We start from the raw sequence: 16,501 nt of genomic DNA, 5'->3' as shown, positions 1-16,501 counted from the left end.
TCGCGACGCAAGGCCGCTCCCACAACGTCCGCGCAGGCCTGTGCCGGTGAAGTAAAAAATCGCTGCAACCATTCAGTGGTTGGTCCCATTCCGCGTTAGAGGGTTAGAATCGCGGGTCCCAAAAGAGTGTGTACGTATGTCCCAGGAACTCAGCGCCGAACAGATCCAGCAAGCCTTGCAAGGCATCACCATCCCGCCGCAACCGCAGATCATGGTCGACCTGCAGTTCGAGCAGTACATGCCTGACCCGGACCTGGAAACCATCGCCAAGCTGATTTCCCAGGACCCGGGCCTCTCGGGGGCCTTGCTCAAGCTGGTCAACTCCCCGCATTTCGGCCTTTCCAACAAGATCGGCTCGATCCAGCGGGCGGTGAACCTGCTGGGCAGCCGTTCGATCATCAACCTGATCAACGCCCAGTCGATCAAGGGCGAGATGACTGACGAGACCATCGTCACCCTCAACCGCTTCTGGGACACCGCCCAGGATGTGGCGATGACCTGTCTGACCCTGGCCAAGCGCACCGGCATCCAGGCGGCGGACGAGGCTTACACCCTCGGCCTGTTCCATGACTGTGGCGTGCCGCTGATGCTCAAGCGCTTCCCCGACTACATGGATGTGCTAGAGGAGGCCTATGCCAAGGCCGACGAGGAAACCCGCGTGGTCGACAGCGAAAACCGCGTGTTCAACACCAACCATTCGGTGGTCGGCTATTTCACTGCCAAGTCCTGGCGCCTGCCCGAGCACCTCAGCGCGGCCATCGCCAACCACCACAACGCCTTGGCGGTGTTCCGCGACGAGAGCTCGCGCAATACCCAGAGCCAGCTGAAAAACCTGCTGGCGGTGCTGAAGATGGCCGAGCACATCTGCGCTTCCTACCGGGTGCTGGGTAACCAGGCCGAGGACCACGAATGGAATGTGGTCGGCCCGCTGGTGCTCGATTACATTGGCTTGTCGGAATACGATTTCGAAAACCTCAAGCAGAACATTCGCGAGTTGGGCGGGCACTGACACATGCCGGAATTACCTGAAGTAGAAACCACCCGGCGCGGTATTGCGCCCCATCTGGAAGGCCAGCGTGTCAGCCGGGTAGTGGTGCGTGACCGGCGCCTGCGCTGGCCGGTTCCGGAAGACCTGGATGTACGTCTGTCAGGGCAGCGCATCGTCAGTGTCGAGCGGCGTGCCAAGTACCTGTTGATCAATGCCGAGGTCGGTACCCTGATCAGTCACCTGGGCATGTCGGGCAACCTGCGCCTGGTCGAGCTGGGCTTGCCCGCAGCCAAGCATGAGCACGTGGATATCGAGCTGGAATCGGGGTTGATGCTGCGCTACACCGACCCGCGCCGCTTTGGCGCGATGCTGTGGAGCCTGGACCCGTTCAACCACGAACTGCTGCTGCGCCTGGGGCCGGAGCCGCTGACCGACCTGTTCGACGGCGAGCGGCTGTTCCAGCTGTCCCGTGGGCGGTCGATGGCGGTCAAGCCGTTCATCATGGACAACGCGGTGGTTGTGGGGGTGGGCAACATCTACGCCACCGAGGCGCTGTTTGCCGCCGGCATCGACCCCCGTCGGCAAGCGGGCGGGATTTCCCGGGCGCGCTATCTGAAGCTGGCGATCGAGATCAAGCGCGTGCTGGCGGCGGCGATCGAGCAGGGCGGCACCACGCTACGCGACTTCATCGGTGGCGACGGGCAGCCGGGGTACTTCCAGCAGGAATTGTTCGTGTACGGGCGGGGCGGGCAGCCATGCAAGGTGTGCGGCACGGAGTTGCGCGAGGTGAAGCTGGGGCAGCGGGCGAGTGTGTATTGCCCGCGCTGCCAGCGCTGAGGCAAGTTACGCGGAACCCCTTGTGGGAGCGGCCTTGCGTCGCGAAAGGGCCGCACAGCGGCCCCGGCAGTTTCTGCTGCGAAGCTGAAATCCTGGGGCCGCTTCGCGCCCCATCGCGACGCAAGGCCGCTCCCACACAGGGACCGCGTGGAGGCGGTCAGGCAGCGATCAGGCCTTGCCGGTAATCCGGCGGTACTTGGCCATCAGCTCTTCTTCGGTTTCCGGGTGCGCCTCATCCAGCGGGATGCAGTCGACCGGGCAGACCTGCTGGCATTGCGGCTCGTCGTAATGGCCTACGCACTGGGTGCACAGGTTAGGGTCGATCACGTAGATCTCTTCGCCTTGGGAGATGGCCTCGTTCGGGCACTCGGGTTCGCAGACGTCGCAGTTGATGCAATCGTCGGTGATGATCAGGGACATGGGGACTCCGGCCGGGGCTCAGCGCCCGGGCATGTTCAACGCAGTGGGCACAATTGTGCCGCATTCGCGCCCGCAGTGCACGCGGGCGCGATGATCAGCCGCTAAAGATTACTTCTTGAAGCGTTCGGTCAGCGCATCGGCCACCACCGGGTGGACGAACTTGCTGATATCCCCCCCCAGCGCGGCAATTTCCCGGACCAGGGTCGAGGAAATGAACGAGTAGCGCTCCGAAGGCGTGAGGAACAGGCTCTCGACGTCGGGCGCCAGTTGCCGGTTCATGTTCGCCAGCTGGAACTCGTACTCGAAGTCGGACACCGCACGCAGGCCGCGCAGGAAGACGTTCGCGCCCTGTTCCTTGGCGAAATGCGCCAGCAGCGAGGAGAAGCCGATGACTTCGACATTGGGCAGGTGCTTGGTGACCTCACGGGCGAGCTCCACCCGTTGTTCCAGCGGGAACAGCGGGTTTTTCTTGGGGCTGGCCGCCACCGCGATGATCACGTGGTCGAACAGCCGCGAGGCGCGCTCGACCAGGTCGCCATGGCCTTTGGTAATGGGGTCGAAAGTACCCGGGTACAACACTCGGTTCATCGCGTCATCCTGGCTGGAGTGCGTTGGGGAGTCGGATGGTAGCGCAGCGACGGCGCCCCGGCCAAGTCATGCGGCCGGCTGATGGCACTATAGACAGGGGCCCAGTTGCTTGTCATGCGCTGTGTGCCAGGCGGGCGACCAGTGCTTCGGTGAGCCTGGCGCTGATGGCATACACCGACAGTTGCGGGTTGGCACCAATGCTGGTGGGGAACAGCGAACCGTCGTGAATCGACAGGTTTTCCAGCTGGTGATGGCGGCCCAGGCTGTCGCACACCGCCTGGCGCGGGTCGTCGCCGAAGGCGCAGCCACCCATCACGTGGGCGCTGCCCAGGCGTGTGCGGAACGGCTCCAGGCGCAACTTGTCGATCATGGCCAAGGCCTGTTCCAGGCTGGACGCGGCGCTGGCATCGCTGTGCACGGGGGTAACCTGGGTGGCGCCGGCGGCGAACTGGATCTGCGCCATGCTGCGGTAGGCGCGGCGCAGGCCGTCGCGCAGGTAGTCGGTGACCGGGTAATCGAGCACTGGTGAGCCATCGCCGCGCAGCTCCACGGCCCCGCCCTGGCTTTGCGGGTGGAACCCGTCACGCAGCAGTGCCAGCATCACGTGGGTATGCGGCAGTTCGGCCATGCGCAGGGCATTCTCGTGGCCGTGCCCGCCCAGCAGGGTGCTGGCCAAGGCCGGGTGCAAGGGCGGTACTTCCAGCTTGTAGCCGATCGGGCCGTCGCTGCCGCCTTGCCATTGGAAATGGTCGCTATAGATGGACTGCGGGGCGCCGTAGTAGGGGTCGATACGCTCGTTGAAGCGTGCTGCGCTGAAGTTGACCAAGTGCAGGAAGGTACGTTTGCCCAGGCGGCCATGCGGGTCGGGCGCGTCGGAACGCAGCAACAGGGCCGGGCTGTTGATGCCGCCACCGGCGAGGATGTAGTGACGCGCGCGAACACGAACCAGCCGGCCTGTGGGGTGTATGCCCTGGGGATCCAGCGTCTGGCAGGTCAGGCCCTGGATGCGCTCGCCGTTGTGTTCGAAGCGCTCGGCCCGAGCCAGGTACAGCAGCTCGCCGCCCTGTTCGAGGGTGGCGGGAATACGGGTTACCAGCATCGATTGCTTGGCATTTACCGGGCAACCCATGCCGCAGTAGCCCAGGTTCCAGCAGCCGCGCACGTTGCGCGGGATCACCGCCCAGCGGTAGCCCAGCTGTTCGCAGCCACGGCGCAGCACGTCGTTGTTGGCATTCGGTGGCAGGGCCCAGGGGGTGATGCCCAGCTCCTGCTCGATGCGTTCGAACCAGGGGCGCATTTGCGCCTCGCCCAGGCCCGTCACGTTGTGGGCCGTGGCCCAGTGCGCCAAGGTCTGTGGCGGGGTGCGAAAGCTCGAGGTCCAGTTGACCAGCGTGGTGCCGCCCACGGCGCGGCCCTGGAGGATGGTGATGGCGCCGTCCTTGCTCATGCGGCCCAGGCCTTCCTGGTACAGGCTGGCATAGGCTTCGTTTTCCAGCAGGTGGAAATCGCTGCTGGTCTTCAGCGGGCCTTCTTCGATCAGCAATACCTTGAAGCTGGCAGTACTGAGCATCTGCGCGCTGGTAGCGCCACCGGCACCGCTGCCGATCACGGCAACGTCGGCTTCCAGCGTGAGATCGTGTGTCAGGCGCGAGGCGTCATGGGTGATCCAGCCGCTTTCCAGGCCTTGGCGAAACGGGTCGGGGACAGGCATTGGCGCTGCTCTTGATTGTTTTCAGATTTTCGGTGGCCCCGGGTAGCCGCAGGCGGCCCAGGATTCGGGGCGTTCGTACCAGGCCATCTGCAGCAACTGCAGCAGCGAGGCGTGGCCCATGCGCAGCAGGTTCAGCGAGCTGTCCTGCCAACGTTGCAGGAAGGCCGTGACCTGCGCGGCGCTGGCTTGGTCCCAGGCGCCCCAGACACCGGTCAGGGGACCACGGGTGAGCGGCAGGCTGAGCACGTCGAACAACTGCCGGGTGAGCTTGAGCATTTCCGGCGACAGCGCCGCCAGCTTGTGGTCGAGGCTGTGCAGCACCAGGGTCTCGGCGGCCTGCGTACCGGCCAGTACCACCGGGATCATCGCGCGCAGCAGCGGCAGGTCGTCGTTGCGCAATACCTGGTAGCCGGTCGCGGCTGTTTGTGCGCTGCAGCCGACCAGGCTGGTACCGGCCAGAAAGACGCTGGCACCAAGGCTGAAGCGCAGCAGTTCGCGGCGGTGCATGGGCTGGCCCTCAGCGGATGAACAGCTTGAAGACCAGGCGCTGCAAGGCTTTGCCATAAGGCGGGTAGACCAGCCTGGTAGCGTTGAAGCGCTGCTTGGCCAGTACCGCCTTGGCCTTGCTGAAGGTCAGGAAGCCGTCATGGCCATGGTAATGGCCCATGCCTGAAGGGCCGATGCCGCCGAATGGCAAGTCGTCCTGGGCGACGTGCAGCAGGGTGTCGTTCAGGCACACTCCACCGGAGTGGGTGTGGCGCAACACCTGCTCCTGGCCGGCGCGGTCATGGCCGAAGTAGTACAGCGCCAGCGGGCGGGGGCGCTGGTTGATGTAGGCCAGTGCCTGCTCAAGGCTGTCGTAGGGCAGCAGCGGCAGCAGCGGGCCGAAGATTTCATCCTGCATCACCTGCATGCCGTCGTTCACGTCCAGCAGCAGGTGCGGCGGCAGGCGCCGGCCCTGGCGGGTTTCGCCGGGGTACAGGTCGAGCACCTGCGCCCCTTTGGCGTGGGCATCGTCCAGCAGGTGCTGCAAACGCTGCAGTTGGCGCGGGTTGATGATGGCGGTGTAGTCGGGGTTGTCGGCGATGCGCGGGTACAGACGGCGGACGGCACGCTGGTAGGCGTCGCTGAAGGCCTCCAGCCGCTCGCGCGGCACCAGCACGTAATCGGGGGCAACGCAGGTCTGGCCCGCGTTGAGGGTCTTGCCGAAGGCGATGCGCTCGGCGGCGCTGTCCAGCGGTACGTCGGCCGAGACTATGGCCGGTGACTTGCCACCCAGTTCCAGGGTGACCGGGGTCAGGCTGTGCGCTGCAGCCAGCATTACCTGGCGACCCACGCTGGTGGCGCCGGTGAACAGCAGGTGGTCGAACGGCAGGCGGGCAAAGGCCTGGCCTACCTCAACCTCGCCGAGCACCACGCTGACCAGGTCACAGGGGAACACCCGCTCCAGCAACTGCTTAAGCGCCAGGCCAGTGGCAGGCGTGGCTTCGCTGAGCTTGAGCATGACCCGGTTGCCGGCGGCCAGGGCACAGGTCAGTGGGCCGATGGCAAGGAACAGCGGGTAGTTCCACGGCACGATGATGCCGACCACGCCCAGGGGTTGGTAGCGTACCTGTGCGCTGGCCGGCTGGAAGGCCAGGCCGACCCTGCGCCGACTGGCGCGCATCCAGCGTTGCAGGTTCTTTTCGGCGTGGCGCAGGCCTTGCACCGAGGGCAGCAGTTCGGCCAGCAGGGTCTCGTCGGCGCTGCGCCCTTCAAAGTCCTCGCCGATGGCCTCGATCAGTTCGGCCTGGCCGGCCAGCAAGGCTGCACGCAGGCTTTTCAGCCATTGGCGCCGCTGCGCGGCCGGCGGCAATGGGTTGCCGGCAAAGGCCTGGCGCTGGGCGGCGAACGTCGCCGCAAGGTCGAGGTCGAATTGCACAGGGGGCAAGGCACTGGGCGAGTTCATGGCGGCTTCGAGTCCGGGCAGGGAATCCCTAGAGCCTATACTCTAATTTGTACGATGGTGCGAATTTTTCCGCGCTGTCGAGCGGTGCATTCCACCGCCAATACGCCGTAAGATGACCCTTTGATGAAGGCCCGCAGACTGGGAGCTGAGCATGGCCCCGCGCATGAAGACCCGAGAGCGCATCGTGCAGAACAGCCTGGAGCTGTTCAACCAGCAGGGCGAACGCAGCGTCAGTACCAACCACATTGCCGCGCACATGGAAATTTCGCCCGGCAACCTGTATTACCACTTCCCCAACAAGCAGGCGATCATTGCCCTGTTGTTCAGCCAGTACGAAGAACTGGTGGACAGCTTCCTGCGCCCGCCACAAGGCCGTGCGCCGACTGTGGAGGACAAGCGCTTCTACCTAAAGGCGTTGCTGGCGGCGATGTGGAACTACCGCTTCCTGCACCGCGACCTGGAGCACCTGCTGGACAGCGACCCGGAGCTGGCCGCTCGTTACCGGCGCTTTTCCGAGCGCTGCCTGCGCCAGGGCCAGGCGATCTACCGTGGCTTCGTCGAGGCGGGCATCCTGGCCATGGCGCCGGCGCAGATCGAATCGCTGACCATCAACGCCTGGATCGTGCTGACGTCCTGGGTACGTTTTCTCAGTACCACGCGGGAGCATTCCGCGCACCTGGGTGAAGAAGCCTTCAAGCGTGGCGTCTACCAGGTACTGGTGCTGGAGCTCGGCTTCGTCACCGATAACGCCCGCAATGCCGTGGACGCCCTGTGCCAGGAATTCCATGTACCGTTCAACCAGGCCCTGGAGCACTAGCCCGGGGCCCCAGTGCTATCGATAGTGCCATCGATCAGGAGATTGTCATGCCCCTTGCGCAATTGATCACCCCGCAGCAGTTGGCCGAGCGTCTGGGCTCGCCCAAGTTGGTGATTCTCGACTGCCGCTTTGCCCTCGAGGATGTGGACTATGGCCAACGCAGCTATGCCTTGGGGCATATTGCCGGGGCGCATTTTGCCGACCTGGAGCGTGACCTCAGCGGGCCGGTGAGCAAGGGGCGCACCGGGCGCCACCCGTTGCCGGATCCGCGTCGGCTGGTCGAGCGCCTGCGCGAGTGGGGCCTGGACGACGACAGCGAGGTGGTGCTGTACGATGACGGCCCCGGCGCTTATGCCGCCCGTGCCTGGTGGCTGCTGGCCTGGCTGGGCAAGCGCAGCGGCGTTGCGATCCTCGACGGTGGCCTGAAGGCCTGGCATGCGGCGCACCTGCCGCTGAGCCTGGACCCACCGCTCAAGCGGGAAGGCACCTTCAACGGTGAGCCGGACGGCAAGCTGCTGATCGATGCCGAGCACCTCGCCAAGCGCCTGGGTGACGCAGACCTGACCTTGATCGATGCGCGTGCCTTGCCGCGCTTCCGTGGCGAAGTGGAACCGATCGACCCGGTGGCGGGGCATATTCCCGGGGCGCAGTGTGCGGCGTTTACCGACAACCTGGGGGATGATGGGCGCTTTTTGCCGGCGGATCAGCTCAAACAGCGCTTTGCCGAGAAACTGGCCGGGCGGGCGCCGGAGCAGTTGGTGGCGTATTGCGGGTCAGGGGTGACGGCGTGTCATAACCTGTTTGCCCTGGCGTTGGCCGGGTATCCGCTGGGCAAGCTGTATGCCGGGTCGTGGAGTGAGTGGATCAACGATCCGCAGCATGGCGTAGCCACTGGCGAATAAGCCGGTCAAATCCTGTAGAAGATCGCCCAGGCCCTGTGGGAGCGGGCGAGCCCGCGAAGCATGCAACGCGGTGGCTGGCACCGGCTGCGCCGGTGTTCGCGGGCGCGCCCGCTTCCACAGAGTTCCTGCAAAACAATCGTTTATGTGCCTTCCAACAGCCACTGTGGAATCCGCCGCTCCAGGTAGTACCCCGGGTTACGCAGGCTGCCATCGACAAAGCCCACATGGCCGCCGCGGCTGTGCAGTTCGAAGCGGGTCTGCGGCGCCAGTTCGCGGGCAGTTGGCAGGCTGTGGCCGGCGACGAAAGGGTCATCGCTGGAATGGATGATCAGCGTCGGCGTGCGGTTCTGGCCGAGGAAGAAATGACTCGATGAACGGCGGTAGTAATCGTGGGCATCGCGAAAGCCATTCAGTGGTGCGGTAACCTTGCCGTCGAAGTCCCAGAAGGTGCGCAGGTTGCCCAGCGGCCCCAGCCGTTGCAGCGCCGCCAGCCGTTCATGCTGGCCCTTGTCGTGGAAGTGCCGCTGCTTGAGCTGCACATACGCCAGCATCTCGCGCATGAAATGCGCCTGGTACACCTTTGAAAAGCCCTGGCCGATGCGGTCGGCGCAGTGGTCCAGGCGAAATGGCACCGACACTGCCACCGCCGCCTGCAACTGGCTGGCGACTCCGCTTTCGCCCAGGTATTTCAGCAGCACATTGCCGCCCAGCGAATAACCCACCGCATACAACGGCGCCAACGGCCGCTGGGCGCGCAGGTGGTTGACTATTTCCGCCAGGTCTTCGCTGGCGCCGGAATGGTAGCTGCGTGGCAGCAGGTTGGGCTCGCCCGAGCAACCGCGCCAGTTCACTGCCACGCTGGCCCAGCCGCGGCCTTGCAGCGCTTGCTGCAAGCCTTTGACGTAGGGCGAGTTGGACGAACCGGTCAACCCGTGCAGCACCAGCACCAGCGGAGCATGCGGCTGGTGCGGGCCGTGCCAGTCCAGGTCGATGAAGTCGCCATCGGCCAGCCACAGCCGCTCGCGGTTGCGCTGCAGTTCGGGCAGCTTGCGCCACAGTGGCCCCCACAGGGTTTGCAGGTGGGGGTTGGACAGGCCGATGGCCGGGCGGAATGTGGCGCTGGGGCTGGGCATGCTGGGCGACTCGTGATGTGCCTGCCTAGAGTGCCATGAAACAGCGGCACTGTACCTGCGCTATTGGTCGGTGGTGGCGTGTACCAAGCCTGCTGGCGCAGGTGGGGAGGGGCGCGCGGTCATGGTTGAAGTGCTCCTGCAGGAAACGAAGGAGCAGCTTCAGCCATGGGGGGCAGGTTTGTGGTAACCAAATACGGCAACCCTGGGTTACCGGATCAACCCCGTTGCCAAAGTGCGTAGTGCACCTGGCCGGTCTTCTTCTCACGGTGCAGGCGCCAGTTGCCCGGCAACTGCAAGGTCGATGGCGCTGCCTCGCTTTCGGTGTAGATCCACGCCTGTTCGCGAAGCCACTGGTTCTGTTCCAGCAGGTTGCAGGTGTCAGCCAGCAGGTCCTGGTGGAACGGCGGGTCGAGGAACACCACGTCGAACTGCTGCTTGGCCGGGCCTTGCAGATAGCGCAGGGCGTCGGTCTGCAGGATTTGCCCACGCGGGCAGCGCAGGATCTCGAGGTTGTTCTTCAGGTTGGCGATGGCCGCCGGGTTGCTGTCCAGCGCCACGGCGTCCTCGGCCCCGCGGGACAGGGCTTCGAGCACCAGGGCGCCGCTGCCGGTGAAGGCGTCCAGCACGCGGGCACCCTCGATATAGGGTGCCAGCCAGTTGAACAGGGTTTCGCGCACGCGGTCGGGCGTTGGCCGCAGGCCTTCGCCTTCCGGCACCGCCAGACGGCGGCTGCGCCATTCGCCGGCGATGATGCGCAGGTGGCCCTGGCCCTTGCTTTGGCCCGGTTGCGGGCGGGCGGGAGGGGTGGATCTTGGCATTAGTGCTCCGGTACCCCGAGCGGCTGCTCGGAGGGCTTGTCAGTGGGTGCTGGCAGCGGTTTTTGCGGCACTTTCGGGCCAGCGGTGACGATCACCAGTTTATCGGCTGACAGGTGTTTGTTCATGGCCGTTCTTACCTGCTCGACGGTGAGGGCCTGGGACTGCTGCATGAAATCCTCCAGCCAGGTCAGCGGCAGGTTGTAGAAGCCAATGGCACCCAGTTGGCCGACGATACTGGCGTTGCTGGCATTGGACAGCGGGAAGCTGCCAGCCAGTTCGCGCTTGGCATCGTCCAGCTCCTGCTGGGTGGGGCCGGCCTTGAGGTAGTCGGCGAGAATATCCTGCACCAGCTTGAGCGTGCCCTCGCTGAGTTCGGCACGGGTCTGCAGGTTGATCATGAACGGGCCGCGCACCTGCATCGGGCTGAACACCGAGTACACGCCGTAGGTCAGGCCGCGCTTTTCACGCACCTCGCTCATCAGCCGGGTGCCGAACGCACCGCCGCCGAGGATCTGGTTGCCCAATGACAGGGCCGGCCAGTCCGGGTCCTGGCGGTCGATGCCGAGTTCGGCCAGCATCAGGTGAGTCTGCTTGGACGGGAAGTCGATGTGGGTCAGGCCTGCCTTGGTTTCGCCGGGTTGGGCCGGTGCGGCCAGCGCGGGGCCCTTGGGCAGGCCAGCTGATACCTGGGCAGCGATGGCTTCTGCCTCGGCGCGGCTGAGATCGCCGACCAGGGCGATGACCGCGTTGCCGCTGGTGTAGGCCTTGGCGTGGAAGGCGCGAAGCTGTGCCAGGGTGATGCCGCTGATGCTTTCGGCGGTGCCGTCGCTCGGGTGGGCGTAGGGGTGGTCGCCGTAGAGCTTGGCGAACAGGGCCTTGCCAGCGACCTTGCCGGGGTTCTGCTTTTCATACTCGAAGCCGGCCAGCATCTGGTTCTTGATGCGCTTGAGGGCGTCTTCGGGGAAGGTCGGCTTGCCGGCCACCTCGGTGAACAGCTTGAGCGCCGGTTCGCGCTTGTCCCTGGCGCTGAGGCTGCGCAGCGAAGCCACGGCCATATCGCGGTAGGAACCGTTGCCAAAGTCGGCGCCCAGGCCCTCGAAGCCTTCGGCGATGGCAGTCACGTCCTTGCCGGCCACGCCCTCATTGAGCATGGCGTTGGTCAGGGCGGCAAGGCCTGGGGTGCCGCCATCCTGGCTGCTGCCGGCGGCGAAGGTGACGCGCAGGTCGAACATCGGCAGTTCGCGGGCTTCGACGAACAGCACCCGGGCGCCTTCGGCGGTGTTCCAGTGCTGGATGTTCAATTGGCGCCGGCTGGGCGCCTTGCCATCCAGCTCGGCCAGCGACTGCAAGGTGTTGGCCGGGCGAGCCGCGTTGCTGTCGGCCTTGGCGGCGTTGTCGGCCATGACCGGAGCGGCCAGCACCGCTGCCAGCGCCAGTGCGCGGATGCCCGTGGCCAGCAGGGTTGGGCGTGGTGCGCGGCGATCACTCATGAGCGGACTCCTCGGGCAGTACATGGGCAACGCTCAGGCGTTCGCGGGTGAAGTAGGTGCGCGCGGCGTTCTGGATGTCCTGCGGGGTAACGCGCCTGAGTTCGTCCAGCTCGCTGTCGATCAGCTTCCAGGACAGGCCGACGGTTTCCAGTTGCCCGATGGTGGTGGCCTGGCTGCTGATGGAGTCGCGGTCGTAGACCAGGCCGGCAATGACCTGGGCGCGTACGCGCTCCAGCTCTTCGGCGCTGGGTGGGGTGGTCTTGAGCTCATCCAGCAGCTGCCAGACGCCTTTCTCGACATCGGTGAGGGTTTTCTGCTTCTGCACGTTCGGGGTGGCCGAGATCAGGAACAGGCTGTCGCCACGGGTGAAGGCGTTGTAGCTGGACGAAGCGCCGGCCACCAGCTCCTGGCCACGCTCCAGGCGTGCCGGCATGCGGGCACTGTAGCCGCCGTCGAGCAGCGCCGAGATCAGGCGCAGGGCATGCACTGTACGCGGGTCCTTGGCAGTGGGCAGGCCAGGTACGTTGAAACCGTAGATCAGACTCGGCAACTGGGTGCGCACATGCAGGGTCAACTGGCGCTGGCCTGGTTTGGCCAGTTCGAGCGGCAACTTGGCCGGCGGCACGGCACGTTTGGGGATGCTGCCGAAGTACTTTTGCGCCAGGCCCTTGACCTCATCGGCGGTGACATCGCCGACCACCACCAGGGTGGCGTTATTGGGGGCGTACCAGGCTTCGTACCAGCGGCGCAGTTCCTCGACCTTCATGCGCTCCAGGTCGGCCATCCAGCCGATGGTCGGGGTGTGGTAGCCGCTGGCCGGGTAGGCCATGGCGCGGAACAGCTCGAACGCCTTGGCGTTGGGCTGGTCGTCGGTGCGCAGGCGGCGTTCTTCCTTGATCACCTCGATTTCGCGGCTGAACTCGTCGGCGGGCAGGCGCAGGCTGGCCAGGCGGTCGGCCTCCAGCTCCAGGGCCACCGGCAGGCGGTCGCGGGCCAGTACCTGGTAATAGGCGGTGTAGTCATCACTGGTGAAGGCGTTTTCTTCGGCGCCAATGTCACGCAGGATGCGCGAGGCCTCGCCGGGGCCGACCTTGGCGCTGCCTTTGAACATCATGTGTTCCAGCGCGTGGGACAGGCCGGTCTGGCCCGGGGTTTCGTAGCTGGAGCCAACCTTGTACCAGATCTGCGAGACCACCACCGGGGCGCGATGGTCCTCGCGCACGACCACTTTCAGGCCGTTGTCGAGGATGAATTCGTGGGTGGGTTGCACATCGGCGGCGAAGGCCGTGAGTGGCAGGCAGAGCGTGCCAAGCAACAGGCCAGCGGCGCGGCGGGCTAGAGCATTCATACGGTGTTTAACCTGTTCGACGGCCCGCTGGGTTTAGCGTCGGCGGGCCAGGAGGTGCTAGGATACTGATCCGGTTGCCTGGCGACCATGCCTGTCGCCGTTCTGGCCCGCAGGACACTAAGACAAAACGTTGCGCATGAACCAGCCGGCTTCAAGATAGTCTGTTCTGCGTAGAGAGAATTCCTGATGCGCCATAGCTGGCCCATCGCTACCCTGAGATAGCCGTCTTCCATGTTTGGTTCCAACGACGACAAAAAAGCGCCGGCCGAGGCTGGCGAAAAGAAAGGCCTGTTCAGCTGGTTCCGCAAGAAACCGCAGCAACCTGTGGCAACGGGCGTGCCCGCGAATGAAGCCCCCACCGTCGAGCAGCCTGCAGCCGCTCCGGTCGAGGGATCTACCGCCGAAGTGGCACAGGCCCCCGAGCCCGTTCAGGCCCCTGCGGCCCCACAGCTGACTGAACCGCAGCAGGTCCCCGCACCAGCCCAGTCCCCGGTAGTCGAGGCCCCCGTTCCCGAACCGGTTGCTTCCCAGCCGTTGCAGGCCCCTGAGCCCGAACCGGTCGCGTCCCGGCCGTTGGTGGCACCTGCACCGCAACCGGTCGCGTCGATGCCCTTGCAGGCAGCCCTGGTCGAACCGGCCCCTGTCGAGGCGGCCCCGGTCGTCGAGCCGGTCGCGCCGGTCAGCAACCTGGTGCTGCCGGTTGCCGAAGAGCCCGTGGCCCTGGTGCCGGACCTGGAGCCGAAAGCGCCGCCCGCCATCCCGGAACGCCCTGCACCAGCGCCTGCTGCCCCTGTGGCTGCGGCCCCGGTCGCCGCGCAGGCCGAACAGGCCAAGCCCGGCTTCTTCGCCCGCCTCAAGCAGGGCCTGTCGAAGACCAGCGCCAGCATCGGCGAGGGCATGGCCAGCCTGTTCCTGGGCAAGAAAGTCATCGATGACGACCTGCTCGACGAAATCGAAACCCGCCTGCTGACCGCCGACGTTGGTGTGGAAGCCACTTCGACCATCGTCCAGAACCTGACCCAGAAGGTTGCACGCAAGCAGCTGGCCGACGCCGATGCCCTGTACAAGTCGCTGCAGGAAGAGCTGGCTGCGCTGCTGCGCCCGGTCGAGCAGCCGCTGGTGGTACAGGCGCAGAACAAGCCTTATGTGATCCTGGTGGTCGGTGTGAACGGCGCCGGCAAGACCACCACCATCGGCAAACTGGCCAAGAAGCTGCAGCTTGAAGGCAAGAAAGTGATGCTGGCAGCTGGTGACACCTTCCGTGCCGCTGCGGTCGAGCAGTTGCAGGTGTGGGGCGAGCGTAACCAGATCCCGGTGATCGCCCAGCACACCGGTGCCGACTCCGCTTCGGTGATCTTCGATGCCGTACAGGCCGCCAAGGCCCGTGGTGTCGACGTGCTGATCGCCGACACCGCTGGCCGCCTGCACACCAAAGACAACCTGATGGAAGAGCTGAAGAAGGTCCGCCGGGTCATCGGCAAGCTCGACGCCGAGGCGCCGCACGAGGTGCTGCTGGTGCTCGATGCCGGCACCGGCCAGAACGCCATCAGCCAGGCCAAGTACTTCAACCAGAGCGTCGAACTGACCGGTCTGGCCCTGACCAAGCTGGACGGCACTGCCAAGGGCGGTGTGATCTTCGCCCTGGCCAAGCAGTTCAAGCTGCCGATCCGCTTCATCGGTGTCGGTGAAGGCATCGACGACCTGCGTACCTTCGAAGCCGAGCCGTTCGTCAAGGCTCTGTTCGCCGAGCGAGACTGACCATGATCCGATTCGAACAGGTTGCCAAGCGCTACCCCAATGGTCATGTGGGTTTGCATGAGCTGAGTTTCCGGGCGCGCCGGGGCGAATTCCTGTTCGTCACCGGCCATTCGGGCGCGGGCAAGAGCACCTTGCTGCGCCTGCTGCTGGCCATGGAACGCCCGACCAGCGGCAAGCTGATGCTGGCCGGGCAGGACCTGGGCCAGATCAGCAATTCGCAGATCCCGTTCCTGCGCCGGCAGATCGGCGTGGTGTTCCAGAACCACCAGCTGTTGTTCGATCGCACGGTGTTCAACAACATCGCCTTGCCGCTGCAGATTCTCGGCCTGTCCAAGGCCGAGGTCGCCAAGCGCGTGGACTCGGCGCTGGAGCGTGTGTCGCTGGCCGACAAGGGCGAGCTGTTTCCGGCCGACCTGTCCACCGGGCAGCAGCAGCGGGTGGGTATCGCCCGCGCCATCGTTCACCAGCCAGCCCTGCTGCTGGCCGACGAGCCCACCGGTAACCTCGACCCACGCCTGGCCGCGGAGATCATGGGCGTGTTCGAGGACATCAACCGCCTGGGTACCACGGTATTGATCGCCAGCCACGACCTGGCACTGATTGCGCGCATGCGCCACCGCATGCTGACCTTGCAGCGCGGCCGCTTGATCGGCGATGGGGAGGCCGGGCAATGAGCACTACACGTACGCCGAAGGTTTCCGAGCGGGTTGCGCCGAAACCGGCCGACCCGCAACCGGCGAAGAAAAAGCGCGACGACGATGACGGCCCGGATTTCCGCACGCTGCTGCATGCCTGGCTGGAAAGCCACCGTGCCAGCATGGCCGACAGCCTGCGTCGCCTGGGCAAGCAGCCGATCGGCAGCTTTTTCACCTGCCTGGTGATGGCGGTGGCGCTGAGCATGCCCATGGGTCTGTCGTTGCTGCTGAAGAACGTCGAGCAGCTTGGCGGCTCGTGGCAGCGCGCCGCGCAAATTTCGCTGTACCTCAAGCTCGATGCCGGCAGCCGCGAAGGCGAGGCGCTGCGCGACGAGATCAAGGGCATGCCTGGTGTGGCCGACGCGCAGTATGTCAGCCGCGAGCAGGCGCTGGAGGAGTTCCAGCAGCAGTCCGGCCTGGGCGAAGCCCTGCGTGAACTGCCCGACAACCCGCTGCCTGGCGTGGTGGTGGTGACCCCGACCGAGGTCGACAAACCAGCCCTGGAAGCCTTGCGTCAGCGCTTGTCGGAGCTGCCACGGGTGGAAACGGCGCAGCTCGACCTGGTGTGGGTCGAGCGCCTGGCGGCCATCCTCAAGCTGGGTGACCGCTTCGTCTTCGGCCTGGCCGTGATGCTGATTTCTGCGCTGCTGTTAGTAATCGGTAACACAATTCGTCTACACATTGAAAACCGCCGCACCGAGATCGAAGTGATCAAGCTGGTCGGCGGCACCGACGCCTACGTGCGCCGGCCTTTCCTGTACATGGGCGCGCTGTATGGCCTGGGTGCAGGCGTGATCGCATGGGGCATCCTGGCGTTTGGCCTGAACTGGCTGAACGAGGCGGTGGTAGGGCTTTCCGGGCTGTACGGCAGCGACTTCGCCCTGGGCGGGGTACCGGCGTCCGATGGTCTGTCCCTCTTGATCGGGGCGGTGCTGTTGGGGTATATCGGTGCATGGATCGCAGTGGCCCGCCACCTGAACGAGCTGGCGCCGCGATAGTTTTTACCTGCCAGCATTGACAAATTCTTCACTACGGAACTTGTACCGTC

16 protein-coding genes are annotated in these 16,501 nt (G+C 65.3%); 7 read left to right on the top strand and 9 right to left on the bottom strand.

The features are described from left to right. The first annotated feature begins 190 nt into the window (after nucleotides 1–190). The gene (locus tag ACIQYU_RS16870; protein ID WP_233688159.1) at nucleotides 191–1,009 is read left to right on the top strand and encodes an HDOD domain-containing protein; all 819 of its coding nucleotides are present in this window, start codon (nucleotides 191–193) and stop codon (nucleotides 1,007–1,009) included. Between the two features lie 3 nt (nucleotides 1,010–1,012). Beyond that, a complete protein-coding gene (mutM, locus tag ACIQYU_RS16865; RefSeq protein ID WP_233688139.1) occupies nucleotides 1,013–1,825 on the top strand; it encodes a bifunctional DNA-formamidopyrimidine glycosylase/DNA-(apurinic or apyrimidinic site) lyase in 813 nt (270 codons plus the stop codon). 168 nt (nucleotides 1,826–1,993) lie between these two features. Here mutM and ACIQYU_RS16860 read toward each other — a convergent pair whose 3' ends face one another. The 5 genes from ACIQYU_RS16860 to ACIQYU_RS16840 all read right to left on the bottom strand — a co-directional run bounded on the left by ACIQYU_RS16860 (nucleotide 1,994) and on the right by ACIQYU_RS16840 (nucleotide 6,492). Further along, a complete protein-coding gene (locus ACIQYU_RS16860) occupies nucleotides 1,994–2,245 on the bottom strand; it encodes a YfhL family 4Fe-4S dicluster ferredoxin (RefSeq protein WP_013974644.1) in 252 nt (83 codons plus the stop codon). Between the two features lie 108 nt (nucleotides 2,246–2,353). Further along, complete coding sequence (coaD, locus tag ACIQYU_RS16855; protein WP_003249065.1) at nucleotides 2,354–2,833, bottom strand: pantetheine-phosphate adenylyltransferase; 480 nt, start codon at nucleotides 2,831–2,833, stop codon at nucleotides 2,354–2,356. 112 nt (nucleotides 2,834–2,945) lie between these two features. Next, nucleotides 2,946–4,544 carry a GMC family oxidoreductase N-terminal domain-containing protein gene (locus ACIQYU_RS16850; RefSeq protein WP_402800890.1) on the bottom strand — a complete coding sequence of 533 codons (1,599 nt, stop codon included), beginning with the start codon at nucleotides 4,542–4,544 and terminating at the stop codon, nucleotides 2,946–2,948. A 21-nt stretch (nucleotides 4,545–4,565) separates the two neighbouring features. Next, nucleotides 4,566–5,051: a twin-arginine translocation pathway signal protein gene (locus ACIQYU_RS16845; protein ID WP_233688141.1), complete on the bottom strand. Its 486-nt coding sequence runs from the start codon at nucleotides 5,049–5,051 to the stop codon at nucleotides 4,566–4,568. A gap of 10 nt (nucleotides 5,052–5,061) precedes the next feature. After that, nucleotides 5,062–6,492, bottom strand: coding sequence for a coniferyl aldehyde dehydrogenase (locus ACIQYU_RS16840; RefSeq protein ID WP_402800886.1), 1,431 nt, complete (start codon nucleotides 6,490–6,492; stop codon nucleotides 5,062–5,064). Nucleotides 6,493–6,643: 151 nt separating this feature from the next. Between ACIQYU_RS16840 and ACIQYU_RS16835 the strand changes: the two genes are divergently transcribed. Both ACIQYU_RS16835 and ACIQYU_RS16830 read left to right on the top strand, forming a co-directional pair. Then, the gene (locus tag ACIQYU_RS16835; protein WP_233688143.1) at nucleotides 6,644–7,309 is read left to right on the top strand and encodes a TetR/AcrR family transcriptional regulator; all 666 of its coding nucleotides are present in this window, start codon (nucleotides 6,644–6,646) and stop codon (nucleotides 7,307–7,309) included. 47 nt (nucleotides 7,310–7,356) lie between these two features. Continuing rightward, a complete protein-coding gene (locus tag ACIQYU_RS16830; protein ID WP_233694065.1) occupies nucleotides 7,357–8,211 on the top strand; it encodes a sulfurtransferase in 855 nt (284 codons plus the stop codon). A 140-nt stretch (nucleotides 8,212–8,351) separates the two neighbouring features. Here ACIQYU_RS16830 and ACIQYU_RS16825 read toward each other — a convergent pair whose 3' ends face one another. From ACIQYU_RS16825 to ACIQYU_RS16810, 4 genes are all read right to left on the bottom strand, one after another. Then, the gene (locus ACIQYU_RS16825; protein ID WP_233688145.1) at nucleotides 8,352–9,344 is read right to left on the bottom strand and encodes a hydrolase; all 993 of its coding nucleotides are present in this window, start codon (nucleotides 9,342–9,344) and stop codon (nucleotides 8,352–8,354) included. 215 nt (nucleotides 9,345–9,559) lie between these two features. Further along, the gene (gene rsmD / locus ACIQYU_RS16820) at nucleotides 9,560–10,162 is read right to left on the bottom strand and encodes a 16S rRNA (guanine(966)-N(2))-methyltransferase RsmD (RefSeq protein ID WP_233688146.1); all 603 of its coding nucleotides are present in this window, start codon (nucleotides 10,160–10,162) and stop codon (nucleotides 9,560–9,562) included. Further along, entirely contained in the window at nucleotides 10,162–11,652 is a 1,491-nt protein-coding gene (locus ACIQYU_RS16815; protein ID WP_402800880.1) for a M16 family metallopeptidase, read from the bottom strand. The genes rsmD and ACIQYU_RS16815 overlap by 1 nt, the downstream gene beginning before the upstream one ends. After that, nucleotides 11,645–13,000, bottom strand: a complete 1,356-nt coding sequence (locus ACIQYU_RS16810; RefSeq protein ID WP_207828229.1) for a pitrilysin family protein — start codon at nucleotides 12,998–13,000, stop codon at nucleotides 11,645–11,647. The genes ACIQYU_RS16815 and ACIQYU_RS16810 overlap by 8 nt, the downstream gene beginning before the upstream one ends. A gap of 231 nt (nucleotides 13,001–13,231) precedes the next feature. Here ACIQYU_RS16810 and ftsY point away from each other — a divergent pair, with 231 nt between their 5' ends. The 3 genes from ftsY to ftsX are packed head-to-tail and all read left to right on the top strand — an operon-like array spanning nucleotide 13,232 to nucleotide 16,451. Continuing rightward, complete coding sequence (ftsY, locus tag ACIQYU_RS16805; protein ID WP_402800877.1) at nucleotides 13,232–14,758, top strand: signal recognition particle-docking protein FtsY; 1,527 nt, start codon at nucleotides 13,232–13,234, stop codon at nucleotides 14,756–14,758. A gap of 2 nt (nucleotides 14,759–14,760) precedes the next feature. Next, entirely contained in the window at nucleotides 14,761–15,432 is a 672-nt protein-coding gene (ftsE, locus tag ACIQYU_RS16800) for a cell division ATP-binding protein FtsE (protein WP_013974630.1), read from the top strand. Continuing rightward, complete coding sequence (ftsX, locus tag ACIQYU_RS16795; protein ID WP_207828240.1) at nucleotides 15,429–16,451, top strand: permease-like cell division protein FtsX; 1,023 nt, start codon at nucleotides 15,429–15,431, stop codon at nucleotides 16,449–16,451. The genes ftsE and ftsX overlap by 4 nt, the downstream gene beginning before the upstream one ends. Nucleotides 16,452–16,501: the final 50 nt, after the last annotated feature.

Source organism: Pseudomonas sp. NPDC096925 (assembly GCF_044762545.1).
GTDB lineage: Bacteria > Pseudomonadota > Gammaproteobacteria > Pseudomonadales > Pseudomonadaceae > Aquipseudomonas.
Note: the sequence above shows the minus strand (reverse complement) of the source record. Positions and strands in the feature narration are given on the sequence as shown.